13 protein-coding genes are annotated in these 15,460 nt (G+C 68.6%); 9 read left to right on the top strand and 4 right to left on the bottom strand.

Features of this window, described 5'->3' with window-relative positions:
• Positions 1-122 precede the first annotated feature (122 nt).
• The 7 genes from ubiM to minE all read left to right on the top strand — a co-directional run bounded on the left by ubiM (position 123) and on the right by minE (position 8,119).
• Positions 123-1,337: a 5-demethoxyubiquinol-8 5-hydroxylase UbiM gene (gene ubiM, locus L0977_RS18325; protein ID WP_234266308.1), complete on the top strand. Its 1,215-nt coding sequence runs from the start codon at positions 123-125 to the stop codon at positions 1,335-1,337.
• A gap of 109 nt (positions 1,338-1,446) precedes the next feature.
• Entirely contained in the window at positions 1,447-2,100 is a 654-nt protein-coding gene (locus L0977_RS18320) for a glycosyltransferase family 32 protein (RefSeq protein ID WP_234266307.1), read from the top strand.
• Between the two features lie 5 nt (positions 2,101-2,105).
• A complete protein-coding gene (locus tag L0977_RS18315) occupies positions 2,106-2,795 on the top strand; it encodes a glycosyltransferase family 32 protein (protein WP_234266306.1) in 690 nt (229 codons plus the stop codon).
• Between the two features lie 266 nt (positions 2,796-3,061).
• Positions 3,062-5,737, top strand: a complete 2,676-nt coding sequence (locus tag L0977_RS18310) for a bifunctional acetate--CoA ligase family protein/GNAT family N-acetyltransferase (RefSeq protein WP_234266305.1) — start codon at positions 3,062-3,064, stop codon at positions 5,735-5,737.
• Between the two features lie 473 nt (positions 5,738-6,210).
• Positions 6,211-6,990 (top strand): septum site-determining protein MinC, encoded by a 780-nt coding sequence (gene minC, locus L0977_RS18305; protein ID WP_234266304.1) that lies wholly within the window; start codon positions 6,211-6,213, stop codon positions 6,988-6,990.
• Positions 6,991-7,040: 50 nt separating this feature from the next.
• Positions 7,041-7,856 carry a septum site-determining protein MinD gene (gene minD, locus L0977_RS18300; protein WP_234266303.1) on the top strand — a complete coding sequence of 272 codons (816 nt, stop codon included), beginning with the start codon at positions 7,041-7,043 and terminating at the stop codon, positions 7,854-7,856.
• Positions 7,857-7,858: 2 nt separating this feature from the next.
• Positions 7,859-8,119 (top strand): cell division topological specificity factor MinE, encoded by a 261-nt coding sequence (minE, locus tag L0977_RS18295; protein WP_234266302.1) that lies wholly within the window; start codon positions 7,859-7,861, stop codon positions 8,117-8,119.
• A gap of 10 nt (positions 8,120-8,129) precedes the next feature.
• Here minE and L0977_RS18290 read toward each other — a convergent pair whose 3' ends face one another.
• The 3 genes from L0977_RS18290 to L0977_RS18280 are packed head-to-tail and all read right to left on the bottom strand — an operon-like array spanning position 8,130 to position 10,769.
• Positions 8,130-8,591, bottom strand: a complete 462-nt coding sequence (locus tag L0977_RS18290; RefSeq protein WP_234266301.1) for a hypothetical protein — start codon at positions 8,589-8,591, stop codon at positions 8,130-8,132.
• Positions 8,591-9,919, bottom strand: coding sequence for a hemolysin family protein (locus L0977_RS18285; protein WP_234266300.1), 1,329 nt, complete (start codon positions 9,917-9,919; stop codon positions 8,591-8,593). The genes L0977_RS18290 and L0977_RS18285 overlap by 1 nt, the downstream gene beginning before the upstream one ends.
• Positions 9,920-9,929: 10 nt before the next feature.
• Positions 9,930-10,769 (bottom strand): undecaprenyl-diphosphate phosphatase, encoded by an 840-nt coding sequence (locus tag L0977_RS18280; RefSeq protein ID WP_234266299.1) that lies wholly within the window; start codon positions 10,767-10,769, stop codon positions 9,930-9,932.
• Between the two features lie 467 nt (positions 10,770-11,236).
• Here L0977_RS18280 and L0977_RS18275 point away from each other — a divergent pair, with 467 nt between their 5' ends.
• Positions 11,237-12,730, top strand: coding sequence for a M48 family metalloprotease (locus L0977_RS18275; RefSeq protein ID WP_234266298.1), 1,494 nt, complete (start codon positions 11,237-11,239; stop codon positions 12,728-12,730).
• A 154-nt stretch (positions 12,731-12,884) separates the two neighbouring features.
• The gene (locus L0977_RS18270; protein ID WP_234266297.1) at positions 12,885-14,585 is read left to right on the top strand and encodes an ABC1 kinase family protein; all 1,701 of its coding nucleotides are present in this window, start codon (positions 12,885-12,887) and stop codon (positions 14,583-14,585) included.
• A gap of 21 nt (positions 14,586-14,606) precedes the next feature.
• On the opposite strand, the gene L0977_RS18265 is transcribed toward L0977_RS18270, so the two are convergent.
• The gene (locus L0977_RS18265; RefSeq protein WP_234266296.1) at positions 14,607-15,425 is read right to left on the bottom strand and encodes an SDR family NAD(P)-dependent oxidoreductase; all 819 of its coding nucleotides are present in this window, start codon (positions 15,423-15,425) and stop codon (positions 14,607-14,609) included.
• Positions 15,426-15,460: the final 35 nt, after the last annotated feature.

Below are 15,460 nucleotides of genomic sequence, written 5' to 3'. Positions count from 1 at the left end.
GATCCCGCCCACCGCCCCGCAGGCCCCGGTCTGCGGGGCTTTTTCATGCCTGCCCCGAGGTCGGGCAGCTTGACCTTGGTCAAGCCCCCCACCAGCATGCACCTATACAGTGCGGGCCCATCATGCATTGCGACGTACTCATCACCGGCGCCGGGCCGGCGGGTCTCAGTCTGGCCCGGGCCCTGCGAGGCAGCGGCCTTCGGATCACCTTGGTCGAATCCCAGACGGTTGCGGCGCTGCAGGCGCCGGCCTTCGATGGCCGGGAAATCGCGCTGACCCAGCACAGCGCCGGCCTGTTGCGGCAACTGGGTATCTGGGAACACCTGGAAACGGGTGCCGTCGCCCCCTTGCGTGACGCCCTGGTGCTCAACGGCGGACCGGGCAGGCGCCAGGGCCGCATGGTCATCAGCCACCAGCTCAGCCCGCGCAGCGAACTGGGCTACCTCGTGGGCAACCACCACATCCGCCGCGCCGCCTTCGAAGCCGCGCTCGCGCCCGCCGACGACAGTGGCGCACCGCCCGAGCTCATCGATGGCCTGCAGGTCGGCCCGATCGACACCCGCGGCGACCGCTGCCAGGTCACGCTCTCGGACGGCCACACGCTGCACACCCGCCTGCTGGTGGCGGCCGACAGCCGCCACTCCAGCACCCGCCGCGCCGTGGGCATTTCCGCGCAACTGCACGACTACGGCCGGACCATGCTGGTCTGCGCCATGACCCACGAGCAGCCCCACCACGAAACCGCCTGGGAGTGGTTCGACCACGGCCAGACCCTGGCGTTGCTGCCCATGAACCCCTGCCCGGACACCGGCCGCCCCCGCTCATCGGCGGTGCTGACCCTGCCGCACCAGGCGCTGCAACCGCTGCTGACGATGGAAGCTGCCGCGTTCGGCCAGGCCATGACCGAACGCTTCCACCACCAGCTCGGCCCCATGCATCTGGCCAGCACGCGCCACGCCTACCCGCTGGTGGGCGTCTGGCCAGGCGGGCTGGTGTCGCAGCGTTTTGCCGCCGTCGGCGACGCGGCGGTGGGCATGCACCCGGTCACCGCCCACGGCTTCAACCTCGGCCTGCGCAGCATCGACACCCTGGCGCGCCTGCTGCGCCAGGCCCACGCAGGCGGACGCGACATCGCCGACCCGGCGCTGCTGCGCAGCTACGAACGCACCCACCGCCACGCCAGCCGGGGCCTGTACCTGGCCACCCACGCCGTGGCCTCGCTCTACACCCGCGAAGAAGCCCCGGCACGCCTGCTGCGCCAGGCCCTGGTGGACCTGGGCGAGCGCTTCACCCCTTTCAAGCGGGCCGTTGCCGCGTCGCTGACCGGGCTGCACTGACACCGCCCTGCGTGCGGCGATCTCCGAAAAGACACCGGGCGGTTGCGGGGAAGCGCCACATGCCCTATCTTGGCGTGCCCGATTGCCGCATCGCCCGGAACCGACGTACATGCCCGACGCCATTCCCCGCATCCTTCACGTCATCACCCCCGACAAGACCCGTTTTCCCGAGATCCCGCCCGGCTGGGACCTGCGCCTCTGGGACGACACCGACGCGGCAGCCTTCATGGCCCGCCACCACCCCGGCCTGCTGCCGGCCTATGAACGGTTTCCGCGCCACATCCAGCGTCTGGATGTGCTGCGCCTGCTGCTGGTGCACGCACACGGCGGCTTCTACCTGGATTCCGACGTCACCCTGCTCCAGCCCCTGGACGACCTGCTGAGCCACGGTCTGGTCCTGGGCGTCGAGAAAGTCCTGCTGGAGCGGGAAATGCAGGTGCCGGAACACCGCCACGCGGTGCGCATCGCCAACTACCTGTTCGGCGCCCGGCCCGGCCACCCCTTCCTGTGGCAGTTCGCCCTGGCGGCACTGGCCCGACACGACCAGCCCGTGCGCACGGAGATGGACGTGCTGGAGACCACCGGCCCCGGCCACCTCACCAACTTCTTTCACGCCCACCGGCACGAGCACCCGGACCTGCACCTGCTGCCCGACCCCGGCCTGCCCTGCCCTAAACGCTGCAGTCCGCAACCGGCCTGCCACTTCGGCCCATACGCGGTGCACCGGCACGAAGGGTCCTGGCGCACCGGGTTTGCACACTGACCCGCATGGCCGCGCAGATTCCCCGGATCCTCCACCAGACGTGGAAGACCGAACAGATTCCTCCCGCCATGCAGGCCCATGCCGCGAGCTGGAAACAGCACCATCCGGACTGGGAACACCGGCTCTGGACCGACGCGATGAACCGCGATTTCATCCGCCGCGAGGTGCCCGGATTCCTGCCCGTCTACGACAGCTATCCGCACGCCATCCAGCGCGTGGATGCCGCGCGCTATTTCATCCTGCGCCACCACGGCGGCGTGTTCGTCGACCTCGACTTCGAATGCCTGCGCAACATCGAACCCCTGCTGCAGGACCGCCAGTTCGTGGTGGGTACCGAGCCCGAGGAACATGCCCGCACCCACGGCATGACCGCCATCGTCTCCAACGCCTTTATGGCCAGCGTTCCCGGCCATCCCCTGCTGCAGCGGGTGTGCGAACAGCTGCCCCTGGATGAAGTACGCCACCGCCAGCGCAATGCCGGATTCAGTCATGTGCTGCACAGCACCGGGCCTTTTATGCTGACCCGGGCCTGTGAAGATTTCGGACCGTCCGCCGGGGTGGCCATCCTGCCACCAGCGCTGCTCTACCCCCTGGTCAAGGAAGCCGACGGCCGCATCGGCGAGGCCCAGTTGTCATCGACCCAGCATGGGCTGGCCTATGCCCGCCACCACTACTGGGGTTCCTGGTGGCACTGACGACGCTGCCACTGCTTGCGCACCTGGCGGTTGTGCTGGGTCAAGGCAGGCGGCCGCATTCGCCCCTAGATTGGCCGGGGACCGCACGGACGGCCCCACACCGGTCCGGCGACCCGCCACCACGGCGCCCAGAGCCCCGCATGCCCCCCAGTTCCTTTCATCCCGCCCGCAGCGACCGCCACGACCCGGCACCACCTTCACAGCGCCGCCCACGGCCGAGCGCCCTCAACGTCCCCATCCTCGCACCCCTCGGTGCAGACTGACCCATGGACAAACACTACCTCACCCCCCTGTTCCAGCCCGACAACGTGGCCGTGTTCGCCAGCAGGGACGCGCCGGAACAGCAGACGGCGCAGGCGCGTGTGCTGGTCGAAGCCCTGACCACCCAGCGTTTTACCGGCCGGCTCGTGTTCCTGGACATCCAGGTCTCGGGCACGCTGGCCGATCTGGCCCAGACCCGCGCCGACCTGGCCATCATCGCGCTGCCCCCGGCCGAAGCGGTGCAGGCGCTGGAAGTGGCGGGCCGCATCAAGTGCAAGGCGGCGCTGGTGATCGGCAGCGGCACCCCCACCGATCTGGCCAAGGACATGCACCGCGTGGCCAAGCGCCACGGCATGCAGCTGCTGGGCCCCAACAGCCTGGGCCTGCAGCGCCCGCGCGCGGGCCTCAACGCCAGCACCGTCGGGCCGCTGGCGACCCCGGGGCCGCTGGCGCTGGTGTCGCAGTCGGGTGCCCTCACGGCGTCGATCCTCGACTGGGCGAGCCAGAACGCCGTCGGCTTTTCCACCGTGGTCTCGCTCGGCCCCAACACCGCGGTCGACATCGCCCAGGTGCTCGATTTCCTGGCCAACGACCCGCAGACACACAGCATCGTGGTCTACATGGAAGGCATTGCCAACGCACGCCGCTTCATGAGCGCGCTGCGCGCCGCCGCCAACGCCAAACCGGTGGTGGTGCTCAAAGCCGGGCGCCGCAAGGCCGGCAACGTGGCGGCCCAGACCCACAGCGGCACCATCGTGGGCAGCGACGATGTGTTCGACGCCGCCCTGCGCCGCGCCGGCGCGGTGCGCGTGCGTTCCTTCGTGCAGCTGTTTTCGGCCGCCAAGTGCCTGGCCTCGCGCTACCGCCCGGTGGGCAAACGCCTGGCCATCATCACCAACGGCGGCGGCCCGGGCGTGCTGGCGGCCGACTGGATCAGCGAGATCGGGCTGGACCTGGGTGTGCTGTCGGCCGAAAGCGCGGCCAGGCTGCAGCCAGCGCTGCCGCCGCTGGCCTCGCTGGTCGACCTGATGGACCTGTCCGAAGAGGCCTCGCCCGCCCACTACCGCGCGGCCATCGAGGCCGCCGGGCAGGAGCGCAGCATCGACGGCATCCTGGTCGTGCATTCGCCCAAGGTCGGCGTGGACGCCACCGAAGTGGCCAACGTGCTGGCCGAAACCAAATCGCGCCTGGGCAAGCCGCTGCTCTCGTGCTGGATGGGCGACGCTTCGGTCACCGACGCGCGCTCGGCCCTGGTGGCCGCCGCCATTCCCAGCTTCCGCACGCCCGAAGCCGCCGTGGGCGCCTTCGGCAACATCGCCAGCTTCTACCAGAACCAGCAGCTGCTGCAGCAGACGCCGCCGCCGCTGTCGGCCCTGGCCAAGCCCGACATCGAAGGCGCGCGCCTGCTGATCGAAAACGTGTTGACCGAGCGCCGCAAGGTGCTCACCGAAATGGAGTCCAAGGCCCTGCTGTCGGCCTTCCACATCCCGGTCACGCAGACCCTGCTGGCGCGCAACGCCACCGAGGCCATGATGATCGCGACCCAGCTCGGTTTCCCGGTGGCGCTCAAGATCGACTCGCCCGACATCAGCCACAAGAGCGACGTCAATGGCGTGGCGCTCAACGTGATGAACGCCACCGCGGTGCGCGACGTCTACCAGACCATGATCCAGGGTGTCAGCCGGCTGCTGCCGCAGGCCCGCATCAACGGCGTGACGATCCAGAAAATGGCGAACAGCCGGCGCGGGCGCGAGCTCTACATCGGTCTCAAGGCCGACGAACCCTTTGGCCCCGTCATCGCCTTTGGCGCTGGCGGCACCATGATCGAGCTGTTCAACGACCAGGCGATGGAGCTGCCGCCGCTCAACCAGTTCCTGGCGCGGCGCCTGATCGAACGCTCCCGCGTGGCTGAAACCCTCAAGGCCTGGCGCGGTGCCACCGCGGTGGACCGCGAAGCGCTGGAACACGTGCTGCTGCGCGTTTCGGAAATGGTGTGCGAGCTGCCCCAACTGCGTGAGATGGACATCAACCCCATCATCGTCGACGAATCGGGCGCGGTGGCGGTGGACGCACGCATCGTGATCGAAAGCGCGCCGGCCACGGCCCGCAACTACGCCCACCTGGCGATCCTGCCCTACCCGGCCCGTTACGAGCAGATCTGGCCCATGCGTGGCGGCGGTGAATACACCATCCGCCCGATCCATCCGGACGATGCCCAGATGCTGCAGGACCTGGTCAGGTCCGTGAGCCCACAAAGCCGCTATTTCCGTTTTGTTTCGGCGCTCAACGAACTGCCGACGTCGATGCTGGCGCGCCTGACGCTGATCGACTACGACCGGGAAATGGCCCTGGTGGCGGTGCACCGGGACCGCCAGGTCGGCAGTGATGGCGCGATCCAGGAGACCGTGCGCATCGTGGGCGTGTCGCGCTACATCACCAACCCGGACCAGTCCACCTGCGAGTTCTCTTTGTTGGTGGCCGACGATTTCAACGGCAAGGGCCTGGGTTCGCGGCTGATGCTCAGCATCATGGAAGAAGCACGCGACAAGGGCCTGGCCCAGATCGAGGGTCTGGTGCTGGCCAACAACCCCAGCATGCTCAAGCTGATGCGGGGTCTGGGCTTCGATATCCGGCCGTTTCCGGAAGACCCCGACTTCAAACTCGTCACGCACGCGCTCTGAGGCGCGCAAAGACCCTTTCCGGGCCGCCTTCGGGCGGCTTTTTTTCGTCCGGACTTTTTCTTTTGTTATTTACCTAGGTTATTCAATATTTAAATTAGTAGGAGTAGTAGAGGGCGCCTTTTTCTGTGGACAAGTCCAATTTCACTTTATGAATCAATCCTCTGTGCTGGTGGCAAGGGTGTGCAGTCCACACCGGATGGTGGGGTTCACGAACGGGGACAAGGCCCGGGTTTTCCACTGCCCTGTGAATAACATGATGGTTATGCGATTTTTATCCACAGACTTGTGCAAAACCCGGGCCGAAACCGGGTGCCTGACGGATGGAGGCGCTGGACACAGGGAGTGACAAAGCCGCGTGGCCACCCGCAGCAGGCACAGACCCGGCTGGTAAACTGCCGGGCATTGGTGTGGCCTGCCGGCCGCGCCCTCCCCGCCTGATCACCGGCCCGGCCGGTCCACCACCCGCATCCGCCATGTCCGTTGCCCTGGCCGCCCAGGCGCCCGCCACGTTCGAGATCAAGAGCGCTCATCTGCCGCTGGTGGCCTTGCTGCTCAAGTCGGCCGACCTCGGCCGGTTGTCCACGGAACTGCAGCAGCGCTTCGGGGACATGCCCGACTTTTTCGACAACGATCCGCTGGTGATCGATCTGTCGCCCCTGCAGGCTGCCGAACCGGGTGCGGCGATTGACTTCCCGGCCTTGCTGGCACTGCTGCGCCCGTACCGTCTGCATCCCCTGGGCGTTCGGGGCGGCGACGCTGCCCAGATGGCCGCCGCTGCCCTGGCGGGCCTGGTGGTGGCCGACGACGCCGTGGTGCAAAGGGCCCAGGCCGCCACACCACCGGCGGCTGCGGTGGCGGCGACGCCGGTCGAAGCCCCTGTGGTGGTGGCCCCGCCGACACCCGCGCCAGGCGCCCTGGTGGTCGACCGGCCGCTGCGCTCGGGCCAGCAGGTTTATGCCCGCGGGCGCGACCTGGTGGTCATGGCCATGGTCAACCCGGGCGCCGAGGTGATCGCCGACGGCCACATCCATGTGTACGCGCCCCTGCGTGGCAAGGCCATCGCCGGCGCGCGCGGCAATGGCGAGGCGCGCATCTTCGCGCTGGCCATGGACCCGGAGCTGATTTCCATCGCCGGCATCTACCGCACCAGCGACACCCCCCTGCCCGCCGCGGTCCAGGGCAAACCGGCCCAGGTGCGGCTGCTCAGCGGCCCCGAGGGGGACAAGCTGGTGATCGACCCGATCGCGCCCTGAAGGCCATTCCGCATTCCTGACCGCATTTCCGATCCAGAAAGACCCGCATCATGACCAAGATCGTTGTCGTCACTTCCGGCAAAGGCGGCGTGGGCAAGACCACGACCAGCGCCAGCTTTGCCGCCGGCCTCGCCCTGCGCGGGCACAAGACCGCCGTCATCGACTTCGATGTCGGCCTGCGCAACCTCGACCTCATCATGGGCTGCGAACGCCGCGTGGTCTACGACCTGATCAACGTGATCCACGGCGAGGCCAACCTCAACCAGGCGCTGATCAAGGACAAGAGCTGCGAAAACCTGTTCATCCTCGCGGCCAGCCAGACGCGCGACAAGGACGCGCTGACGCAGGAAGGCGTGCACAAGGTGCTGACCGACCTGTCGGGCATGGGCTTCGACTACATCGTCTGCGATTCGCCGGCCGGTATCGAGACCGGCGCACTCATGGCCATGCACTACGCCGACGAGGCGCTGGTGGTGACCAACCCCGAGGTGTCCTCGGTGCGCGACTCCGACCGCATCCTGGGCATGCTGGGCAGCAAGACCCAGCGCGCGATCGAAGGCAAGGAACCGATCAAGGAGCACCTGCTGATCACACGCTACAACCCCAACCGCGTGGCCGACGGCCAGATGCTCAGCCTGGAAGACATCCAGGACATCCTGCGCATCCAGCTCATCGGCGTGATTCCCGAGAGCGAGAGCGTGCTGCAGGCCTCCAACCAGGGCACGCCGGCCATCCACCTCAAGGGCAGCGACGTGGCCGAAGCCTACAGCGACGTGATCGACCGCTTCCTGGGGGCCGACAAACCCCTGCGCTTCATCGACGCCGAAAAGCCCGGCTTCTTCAAGCGCCTGTTCGGGAGCAAATGAGCATGTCTTTCCTGTCCTTCTTCCTGGGCGAAAAAAAGAAGACCGCCAGCGTTGCCAAGGAACGGCTGCAGATCATCCTGGCGCACGAACGCAGCGGGCGCAGCGCCGCCGAACCCGACTACCTGCCCGCCTTGCAGAGGGAACTGGTCGCGGTGATCGGCAAGTACATCCAGATCAACACGGACGACATCAAGGTCCAGCTCGAACGCCAGGACGATCTGGAAGTGCTGGAAGTCAAGATCGAGCTGCCCGAACGGCGCTGAGACATCGCCGTCAGGACGCCCGCTGCGGGCGCAGGCAGCGGCTGCGGGCAAATTCCACCAGCCATTTGATCTGCGAGGCGTCGCTCCAGTGGGCGCCTTCGATCAGCGGCACAGCCTCGCTGCTGTCGGGGGCCGGCGTCACCCAGACCCGGTGGCCCCCGGGCCCGACGGTCTTTTCCATCGACACCGCCACGTGGCGCAGGTCCAGCACCACGGGCTCGGTGGCCGATCCCATGAGCCCGGGCACTTCACCGGCCTGCAACGAACAGCGATCGGTCAACGCATAGGCCCAGCGCTGTTTGAGGTAGCGCTGGCTGCCGATGTGGTTCATGGCCGTTTCGATCTCCGCGCCGTCCATGCCGAAATGCAGCGCCAGCGAGGTGTTGTCGCTGGGATAGCCATCGGCGCAGGCGGCCAGTCCCAGCACCACCCCGAGGGCCAGTGCCGTGCGGACGAGCGGGCCGGCGTTCATCACCCTTCCGAAGCCCCTTCGGTGCCTTCCGGGTCCGCTTCGTCCGTAGGCAGGCGGGTGGCCAGCACCTTGTCGATGGTGCGGCCGTCCATGTCGACGATCTCGAACGACCAGCCTTCCCAGCTGACCTTGTCGGCGATGTGGGGCAGGCGGCCGGTGAGCAGCATCATCATGCCGCTGAGCGTGTGGTAGCGTCCGCGCTCCTCGTCGGGCACTTCGTCGAGCTTGAGCCGGTCTTTGAGTTCGGGCACGGGGATGTGGCCATCGAGCAGCCAGCTGCCGTCTTCGCGCTGCACCGCCCACGAGGTGTCGGGGTCGCGCGGCATGAATTCACCGGTGATGGCCTCGATCAGGTCCTTGAGCGTGACGATGCCCTGCACCTCGCCGTATTCGTCGATCACGAACGCCATCTCGCCGCCGGACTGGCGGAAGTTGTCCAGCAGTTCCATGCCGGTGATGGTCTCGGGCACGTACAGCGGTTCTTCCAGTGTCTGCTGCGTCATGTCGCGCTGGTTGGAGCGCAGCGCCGTCAGCAGCCACTGGCGTGCGTTGATCACGCCGGCCAGGTGGTCCCAGTCGCCCCGCACCACCGGAAAGCGGGCGTGGTCGGCGCTTTCTACCCGCGCCATGTTGATCTCGAAGCTTTCTTCCAGATCGAGCACCGCTACGTCGGAGCGCGGCACCATGAGCGAGCCGATCTGGCGGTCGTCGAGGCGGAACACGTTGCGCACCATGGCGTGTTCGTGCGACTCGATCACGCCGGCCGTCGTGCCTTCGGCCAGCATGGCGTGGATCTCTTCTTCGGTCACCGCGTTGACCTGGTTTTCTTTCACCCCCAGCAGGCGCAGCAGCGCGCGGGTGGACACCGACAGCAGCAGCACGAACGGCTTGGTGGCGGTGGCCAGCCAGTTGATCGGCCGGGCCACCAGCCGCGCCAGCACTTCCGGGTTCGACTGGCCCATGCGCTTGGGCACGAGTTCGCCGACCACGATGGAGAAATAGGTGATCAGCATCACCACCAGGCCGGTGGCGGTGATCTGGCTGGCCCTTTCGGCCATGCCCAGACCGAGCAGCCACTGCGACAGCGGGGCTGCCAGCGCCGCCTCGCCGACGATCCCGTTGAGCACCCCGATCGAGGTGATGCCGATCTGGATGGTGGAGAGGAAGCGCGTCGGGTCCTCGCCGAGCTTGAGCGCAGCGGCCGCGGCCGTATCGCCCTCGTCGATGAGTTTCTGCAGCCGGGCCTTGCGCGCCGTCACCAGCGCGATCTCGGACATGGCGAACACCCCGTTGAGCAGGATCAGGGCCAGAAGAATCAGGATTTCCATGGCGCGGTGGTCAGAGCGGGGACAGGATGCCGAGGCCCAGCAGCACGAAGACCAGGGCACCCAGCGCGACGCGGTAGATCACGAACGGCAGATAGCTGCGCGTGCTGACCAGCTTGAGGAACCAGACGATGACCGCATAGCCCACGCCGAAGGCCACCAGCGTGGCCAGCAGCGTGGGGCCGGCGGCCACCGCGGAGGGCTGGCCCCAGCTGCGGTAGAGCTGGTAGAAGCCCGAGGCCAGCACCGCCGGGATCGCCAGCAGGAAGGAGTAGCGGGCCGCGGCCTCGCGCGTGTAGCCCAGCAGCAGGCCGGCGGTGATGGTGCCGCCGGAGCGCGACACCCCGGGAATCAGCGCCATGGCCTGGGCCAGGCCGAACAGCAGGCCATGTCCCCAGCTCAGTTGCGACAGCGGCCGCTGCTTGGCGCCCACCCGGTCGGCCACCGCCAGCACCAGGGCAAAACCGATCAGCATGGTGGCGGTGATGTAGAGGTTGCGCAGGCTGGTTTCGATGGCGTCCTTGAACATCAGGCCCAGCAGCGCGATCGGCAGCGTGCCGATCAGGATCAGCCAGCCCATGCGCGCGTCCGGATCGCCGCGCCGGGCGCCCGGCACCAGCGAAGCGAACCAGGCCCGGGCGATGCGCAGGATGTCGTGGCGGAAATAGAGCAGCACCGCGGCTTCGGTCCCGATCTGGGTGATGGCGGTGAAGGCGGCGCCCGGGTCGCCACCGGAAGGCAGCAAGGGGCCGATGATGCGCAGATGGGCGCTGGAGGAGACGGGCAGGAACTCGGTGAGTCCTTGAACCAGTCCCAGAAAGGCCGCTTCGGCCCAGCCCAGGGACTGGCTCATGAGGAGGCCTCCGTCGAAGGAGGCTCGGAATCCGCCGGCTGGGCGCCGGCGAACGTACTGGCAGGGTTCATGGTGGTGATGTCACCTCTGGAAAACGCCCGACCCGGGGTCGGACAGGAAAGCCGGCAAGGCAGCAAGATGCGGGCCGGCCGCGAAAAGCCCGGCATGCCGGGCGCTGTGTCAGGCCATGGGCGGCATGCCGGTCGCTCGGCAGGGCCCGCCGATGCCGGGGTCGTGGGACCGGGTCGGCCCACAAGCCGTCCGGCCGGAGCGCTGGGCCGGAACATCGGGGCTGGTGCCCGGCGCGAACAGGCTTGCACCGGGCACGAAGTGCCGGGCAAAAATCACGCTGAACCCGTGGTACATGGTGAAGACTATTGTAGGGGTGCCCATGGCCGGTGCCGGGCAGGCCCCGCTTGGCTATCATGAAGCGTCCCCGTTGTCCGTCTTCACCGAAGCCCTTCTGCATGCGCAAGGTTCTGGTCCTCTGCCTGTCTGCCGTCCTGCTGGCCGCCTGCGGCACGCCGGTGGTCAATCCGGTCACCGGTCGCACCGAGCGCACCGTCATGGACGAGCGCGCCGAGCTGGCCGAAGGCCGCAAGGCCCACGAAGGGGTGCTCAAGGAATATGGGGCCTATGCCCATCCGGCGCTGCAGGCCTATGTGAACGAGGTCGGCCAGCGGTTGGCGGCCCAGTCGCACCGGGCGGGCCTGAGCTGGACCTTTACCGTGCTCGACAGCCCCGAGATCAACGCGTTCGCGCTGCCCGGCGGCTATGTCTACATCACGCGCGGCATCCTGGCCCACATGGACAACGAGGCCGAAATGGCCGGCGTGCTCGGGCACGAGATCGGCCACGTCACCGCCCGCCACGGTGCCCAGCGCGCCACACGCCAGCAGCACGCCGGCCTGGGCGTGCTGGCCGCGACCTTGCTGGGCGCGGTGCTGGAGAACGCGGCCGGCGTCCAGGGCAGCACCGAATTCATCGGCCAGGCCGCCCAGGGCGTGGCGGCGGGTTACGTGGCGGGCTACAGCCGGGAGCAGGAACTCGAAGCCGACGCGCTGGGGGCCGAATACCTCGCGCGCACCCGCTACGACCCGCGGCGCATGATCGACGTGATCCGCGTGCTGCAGCGGCAGGAAACCTTCCAGGCCGACGAGGCGCGGGCTGCCGGCCTGCCGGCACCCAGCGCCAGCCACTGGTTGTCGACCCACCCCGGCAACGACCAGCGCCTGCGCGCGATCGAACAGAAAGCCCTGGCCTATGAAAGCAGCGACCGCGGCGGCGGTGACGAAGGCCGCCGCCGCTTCCTGAAGGCGCTGGAGGGTCTGCGCTACGGCGACGGGCCGGAACAGGGTCTGGTACGGGGCCAGGACTTCTACCATGTGCCCCTGGGCTTCGCCCTGACCGCCCCGCCCGGCTGGCGGCTGGTCAATGGCAGCGATGCGCTGAACATCGTCAGCCCGCAAGGTGATGCGGCCCTGCGCCTGGTCGGTGTGCCCCGGGACGCCGGCACCACCCACGACGAGATGCTGCGCAAGCTCTTCAATCCGCAGAACGGCAAAACCACGCGCGGGCAGATCAACGGGTTGGCAGCGACCCATTTTTCCGGCACCGCCCGGTTGCCGAACGGCCAGTCGCAGGGCGTGGACGTGACCCTGGTCAGCGGGCCGAAGAACGCCACCTACGCGCTGCTCTATCTTGCGGCCAGCGCCGATGCCCTGCAACGGCAGGCCGCCGGCATGATGGCGGCGGAAAAGAGCTTCCGCGCACTCAGTGCTGCCGACCGGCAGCAGGCGCGCCCCTGGCAGATCCGCACCGTGGCCCTGCCGGCCGGCGGTTTTGCCGAGCTGGCGCGGCGCGCGGCGGTGTCCCGCGAACGGCTGCAGCTCATCAACGGCACCTACGGCCAGGCCGATCCGCCGGCGGGCCGGCTGGTCAAGACGGTGGTGGTGGAATGAAGTAGCCCCCACGCGCCGCCGCTGGCGCGGGTCGCTGCCCCCCGAGGGGGCGCGAATCCAGCTTGGGAGCGGCCCGGCGCTGGATTCCTGTAGCCCCCACGCGCCGCCGCTGGCGCGGATCGCTGCCCCCCGAAGGGCTCGCTATCATCGATTCATGCTGATCGAAACCCTTGGCGCGGCCCGTGACATGGGGCGCCTGAACCAGATTCTGGGCGTGCTCATCCGGCACGGCTTTGGCGACAGCGTGCGCCGGCTGGGGCTGGCCGACTCGCTGGAGCGGGCGGGCCACGCGCTCAAGTGGGACCATGCGGCCGACCTGGCCCGGATCGAGCCGCCCGTGCAGCTGCGGCTGGCGCTGGAAGAGCTGGGCCCCACCTTCGTCAAGCTGGGCCAGATCCTGGCCGGGCGGGCCGATCTGTTCGGCCCCGAATACATCGCCGAATTCGAAAAGCTGCACAGCAATGTGCCGGCCTTGCCATTTGAACTGCTGCGACCCCAGTTGCGCGAAGACCTGGGCGGGGAGCCCGAAACGGTTTTCGCGCACTTCGAGACCGAGCCGCTGGCGGCGGCCAGCATCGCCCAGGTGCACCGCGCCACGCTGCACGACGGCACCGAGGTGGTGGTCAAGATCCGGCGGCCGGGCATCGACCGCATCATCGAAGCCGACCTGCGACTCATGCAGCGCCTGGCCGCGGTGGCCGAAGCCGAGATGCCCGCGCTCAAACCCTACCGACCCCAGCAACTGGTGCGCGAGCTGGCGCGTTCGCTCCAGCGCGAACTCGATCTGGCCAGCGAGTGCCGCAACGCCGAGCGCATCGCGGCCAACATGGCGGCCCTGCCCTGGATCGTGGTGCCCAGGGTGCACTGGGCGCACACCAGCGCCCGGGTGAACGTGCAGGACTGCATGACCGGCGTGGCGGGCAAGGACCTCGGCGAGCTGGACGCCCGGGGGCTGGACCGCCAGGTGCTGGCCCAGCGCGGTGCCCAGGCCGTGCTCAAGATGATCGTGCAGGACGGCCTCTACCACGCCGACCCGCACCCCGGTAACGTGATCTACCTCGATGGCAACCGCATCGCCTTCATCGACTTCGGCATGGTCGGGCGCCTGTCCGAACGCCGGCGCGACGAGCTGCTGCAACTGCTCATGGGCCTGGTCGAGCGCCATCCCCAGACCGTGGCCGACGTGCTGCTCGACTGGGCCGGCGACGATCACGGGGTCAACCTCGGCCTGCTGGAGACCGAGATCGAGGCCTTCGTCGACCAGTACCACGGCGCGCCCCTGGCCGAACTCAACCTCGGCCAGATGCTGGCCGACGTGACGGCGATCCTGCGCGGCCACCAGTTGGGCCTGCCGTCCGACCTGGCGCTGCTGATCAAGGCCTTCATCACGCTCGAAGGCATGGGCCGCGGCCTCGACCCGGACTTCCACATGACCAGCGAGGCGCTGCCCCTGCTCAAGCAGGTGCTGCGCGAACGCTATCAGCCCCGCGTGCTGGCCCACCGCGCCTGGCAGACCCTGCGGCGCACGCTGTCGGTGGCCGAGCAGTTGCCGGCCGACATCACGCGGTTGCTGCGCAATGCGCGGCGCGGGCGGTTGCACGTGGGCATCGACGTCACCCACCTGCGGCGTGTGGGCGACCAGATCGACCGCGCGGCCAACCGCATGGCCATGGCGCTGGTGATCGCCGCGCTCATCATCGGCTCGTCCATCGTGATGACCGTGCAGGGCGGCCCGACACTGTTCGGCCTGCCGGCCTTTGGCTTCCTGGGCTTCAGCAGCGCCTTCATCGGCGGGCTGTGGCTGGTGCGGGCCATCTGGCGCAGCAGCCGCGGCAAGGACATCGGCAGCGACTGATTCGCAGGTCGGTCGTGGGCGTCACATGCCCATGCCGCCGTCCACCGGCAGCCCGGCGCCGGTGATGAAGCGCGCCGCGTCCGAACACAGGAACACCACCGCGTCGGCCATGTCGGCGACCGTGCCCAGGCGGCCCAGGGGGGTCTGCTGCACGATGGCACCCACCGCGGCGTCGACCGACGGGAACAGGCCGGCGTCCACCACGTCGGCGGCCAGCTTCTGGCCCATGTCGGTGGGCACCAGGCCAGGGTAGATCGCGTTCACGCGCACGCCGTGGCCGAGCCGGCCGGACTCCATGGCGGCCACGCGGGTGAGCCGGTCCACCGCCGACTTGGTGGCCGAATAGCCGGCGATGCCGGGGAAGGCGATGGTGGCCGCCACCGAGGCCACGTTGACCACCGCGCCGCCCTGCCCCGCCAGGCCGCCGGGCCGCATCGCACGCAGCGCGTGCTTGAGCCCGAGCGCCGTGCCCAGCACGTTCACGTCGAGCATGCGGCGCAGCGCCTCGGGGTCGAGCTCGGTGAGCAGCGCCGTTTCTTCCACGCCGGCGTTGTTGATCAGGATGTCGAAGCCGCCCAGCTGGCTGTGCGTGTTGGCCACGGCCGCCAGCCAGTGGGCCTCGTCGGTCACGTCCAGGTGCACGAAGGCGGCACGCGCGCCCGTTTCGCGCAGCAGATCGGCCATCTGCCGGCCCTCGGTTTCGAGCAGGTCACCGATCATCACGGCCGCACCGGCCGCAGCCAGGGCCTGGGCCATGCCGGCGCCCAGACCCCGGGCGCCCCCGGTCACGAGGGCGGTCCGGCCTTGCAGGCATGAAGAGGTGTCGGTGGTCTGGCGCATGGTTTCCCTGTCTGTTTGGTATGGATCGCGCGGCA

Origin of the sequence: Hydrogenophaga sp. NFH-34 (assembly GCF_021401345.1) — a bacterium.
GTDB classification, from domain to species: Bacteria; Pseudomonadota; Gammaproteobacteria; order Burkholderiales; family Burkholderiaceae_C; genus Hydrogenophaga; species Hydrogenophaga electricum.
This window is presented reverse-complemented; position numbering and strand designations above follow the sequence as displayed.

Excerpts from the sequence above, each read along its gene's own strand:
- L0977_RS18290 (WP_234266301.1), bottom strand. The coding sequence starts at position 8,591 with ATGAACGCCGGCCCGCTCGTCCGCACGGCACTGGCCCTCGGGGTGGTG.
- ubiM (WP_234266308.1), top strand. The coding sequence starts at position 123 with ATGCATTGCGACGTACTCATCACCGGCGCCGGGCCGGCGGGTCTCAGT.
- L0977_RS18280 (WP_234266299.1), bottom strand. The coding sequence starts at position 10,769 with ATGAGCCAGTCCCTGGGCTGGGCCGAAGCGGCCTTTCTGGGACTGGTT.
- minC (WP_234266304.1), top strand. The coding sequence starts at position 6,211 with ATGTCCGTTGCCCTGGCCGCCCAGGCGCCCGCCACGTTCGAGATCAAG.
- L0977_RS18265 (WP_234266296.1), bottom strand. The coding sequence starts at position 15,425 with ATGCGCCAGACCACCGACACCTCTTCATGCCTGCAAGGCCGGACCGCC.
- minD (WP_234266303.1), top strand. The coding sequence starts at position 7,041 with ATGACCAAGATCGTTGTCGTCACTTCCGGCAAAGGCGGCGTGGGCAAG.
- minE (WP_234266302.1), top strand. The coding sequence starts at position 7,859 with ATGTCTTTCCTGTCCTTCTTCCTGGGCGAAAAAAAGAAGACCGCCAGC.
- L0977_RS18320 (WP_234266307.1), top strand. The coding sequence starts at position 1,447 with ATGCCCGACGCCATTCCCCGCATCCTTCACGTCATCACCCCCGACAAG.
- L0977_RS18315 (WP_234266306.1), top strand. The coding sequence starts at position 2,106 with ATGGCCGCGCAGATTCCCCGGATCCTCCACCAGACGTGGAAGACCGAA.
- L0977_RS18275 (WP_234266298.1), top strand. The coding sequence starts at position 11,237 with ATGCGCAAGGTTCTGGTCCTCTGCCTGTCTGCCGTCCTGCTGGCCGCC.
- L0977_RS18310 (WP_234266305.1), top strand. The coding sequence starts at position 3,062 with ATGGACAAACACTACCTCACCCCCCTGTTCCAGCCCGACAACGTGGCC.
- L0977_RS18270 (WP_234266297.1), top strand. The coding sequence starts at position 12,885 with ATGCTGATCGAAACCCTTGGCGCGGCCCGTGACATGGGGCGCCTGAAC.
- L0977_RS18285 (WP_234266300.1), bottom strand. The coding sequence starts at position 9,919 with ATGGAAATCCTGATTCTTCTGGCCCTGATCCTGCTCAACGGGGTGTTC.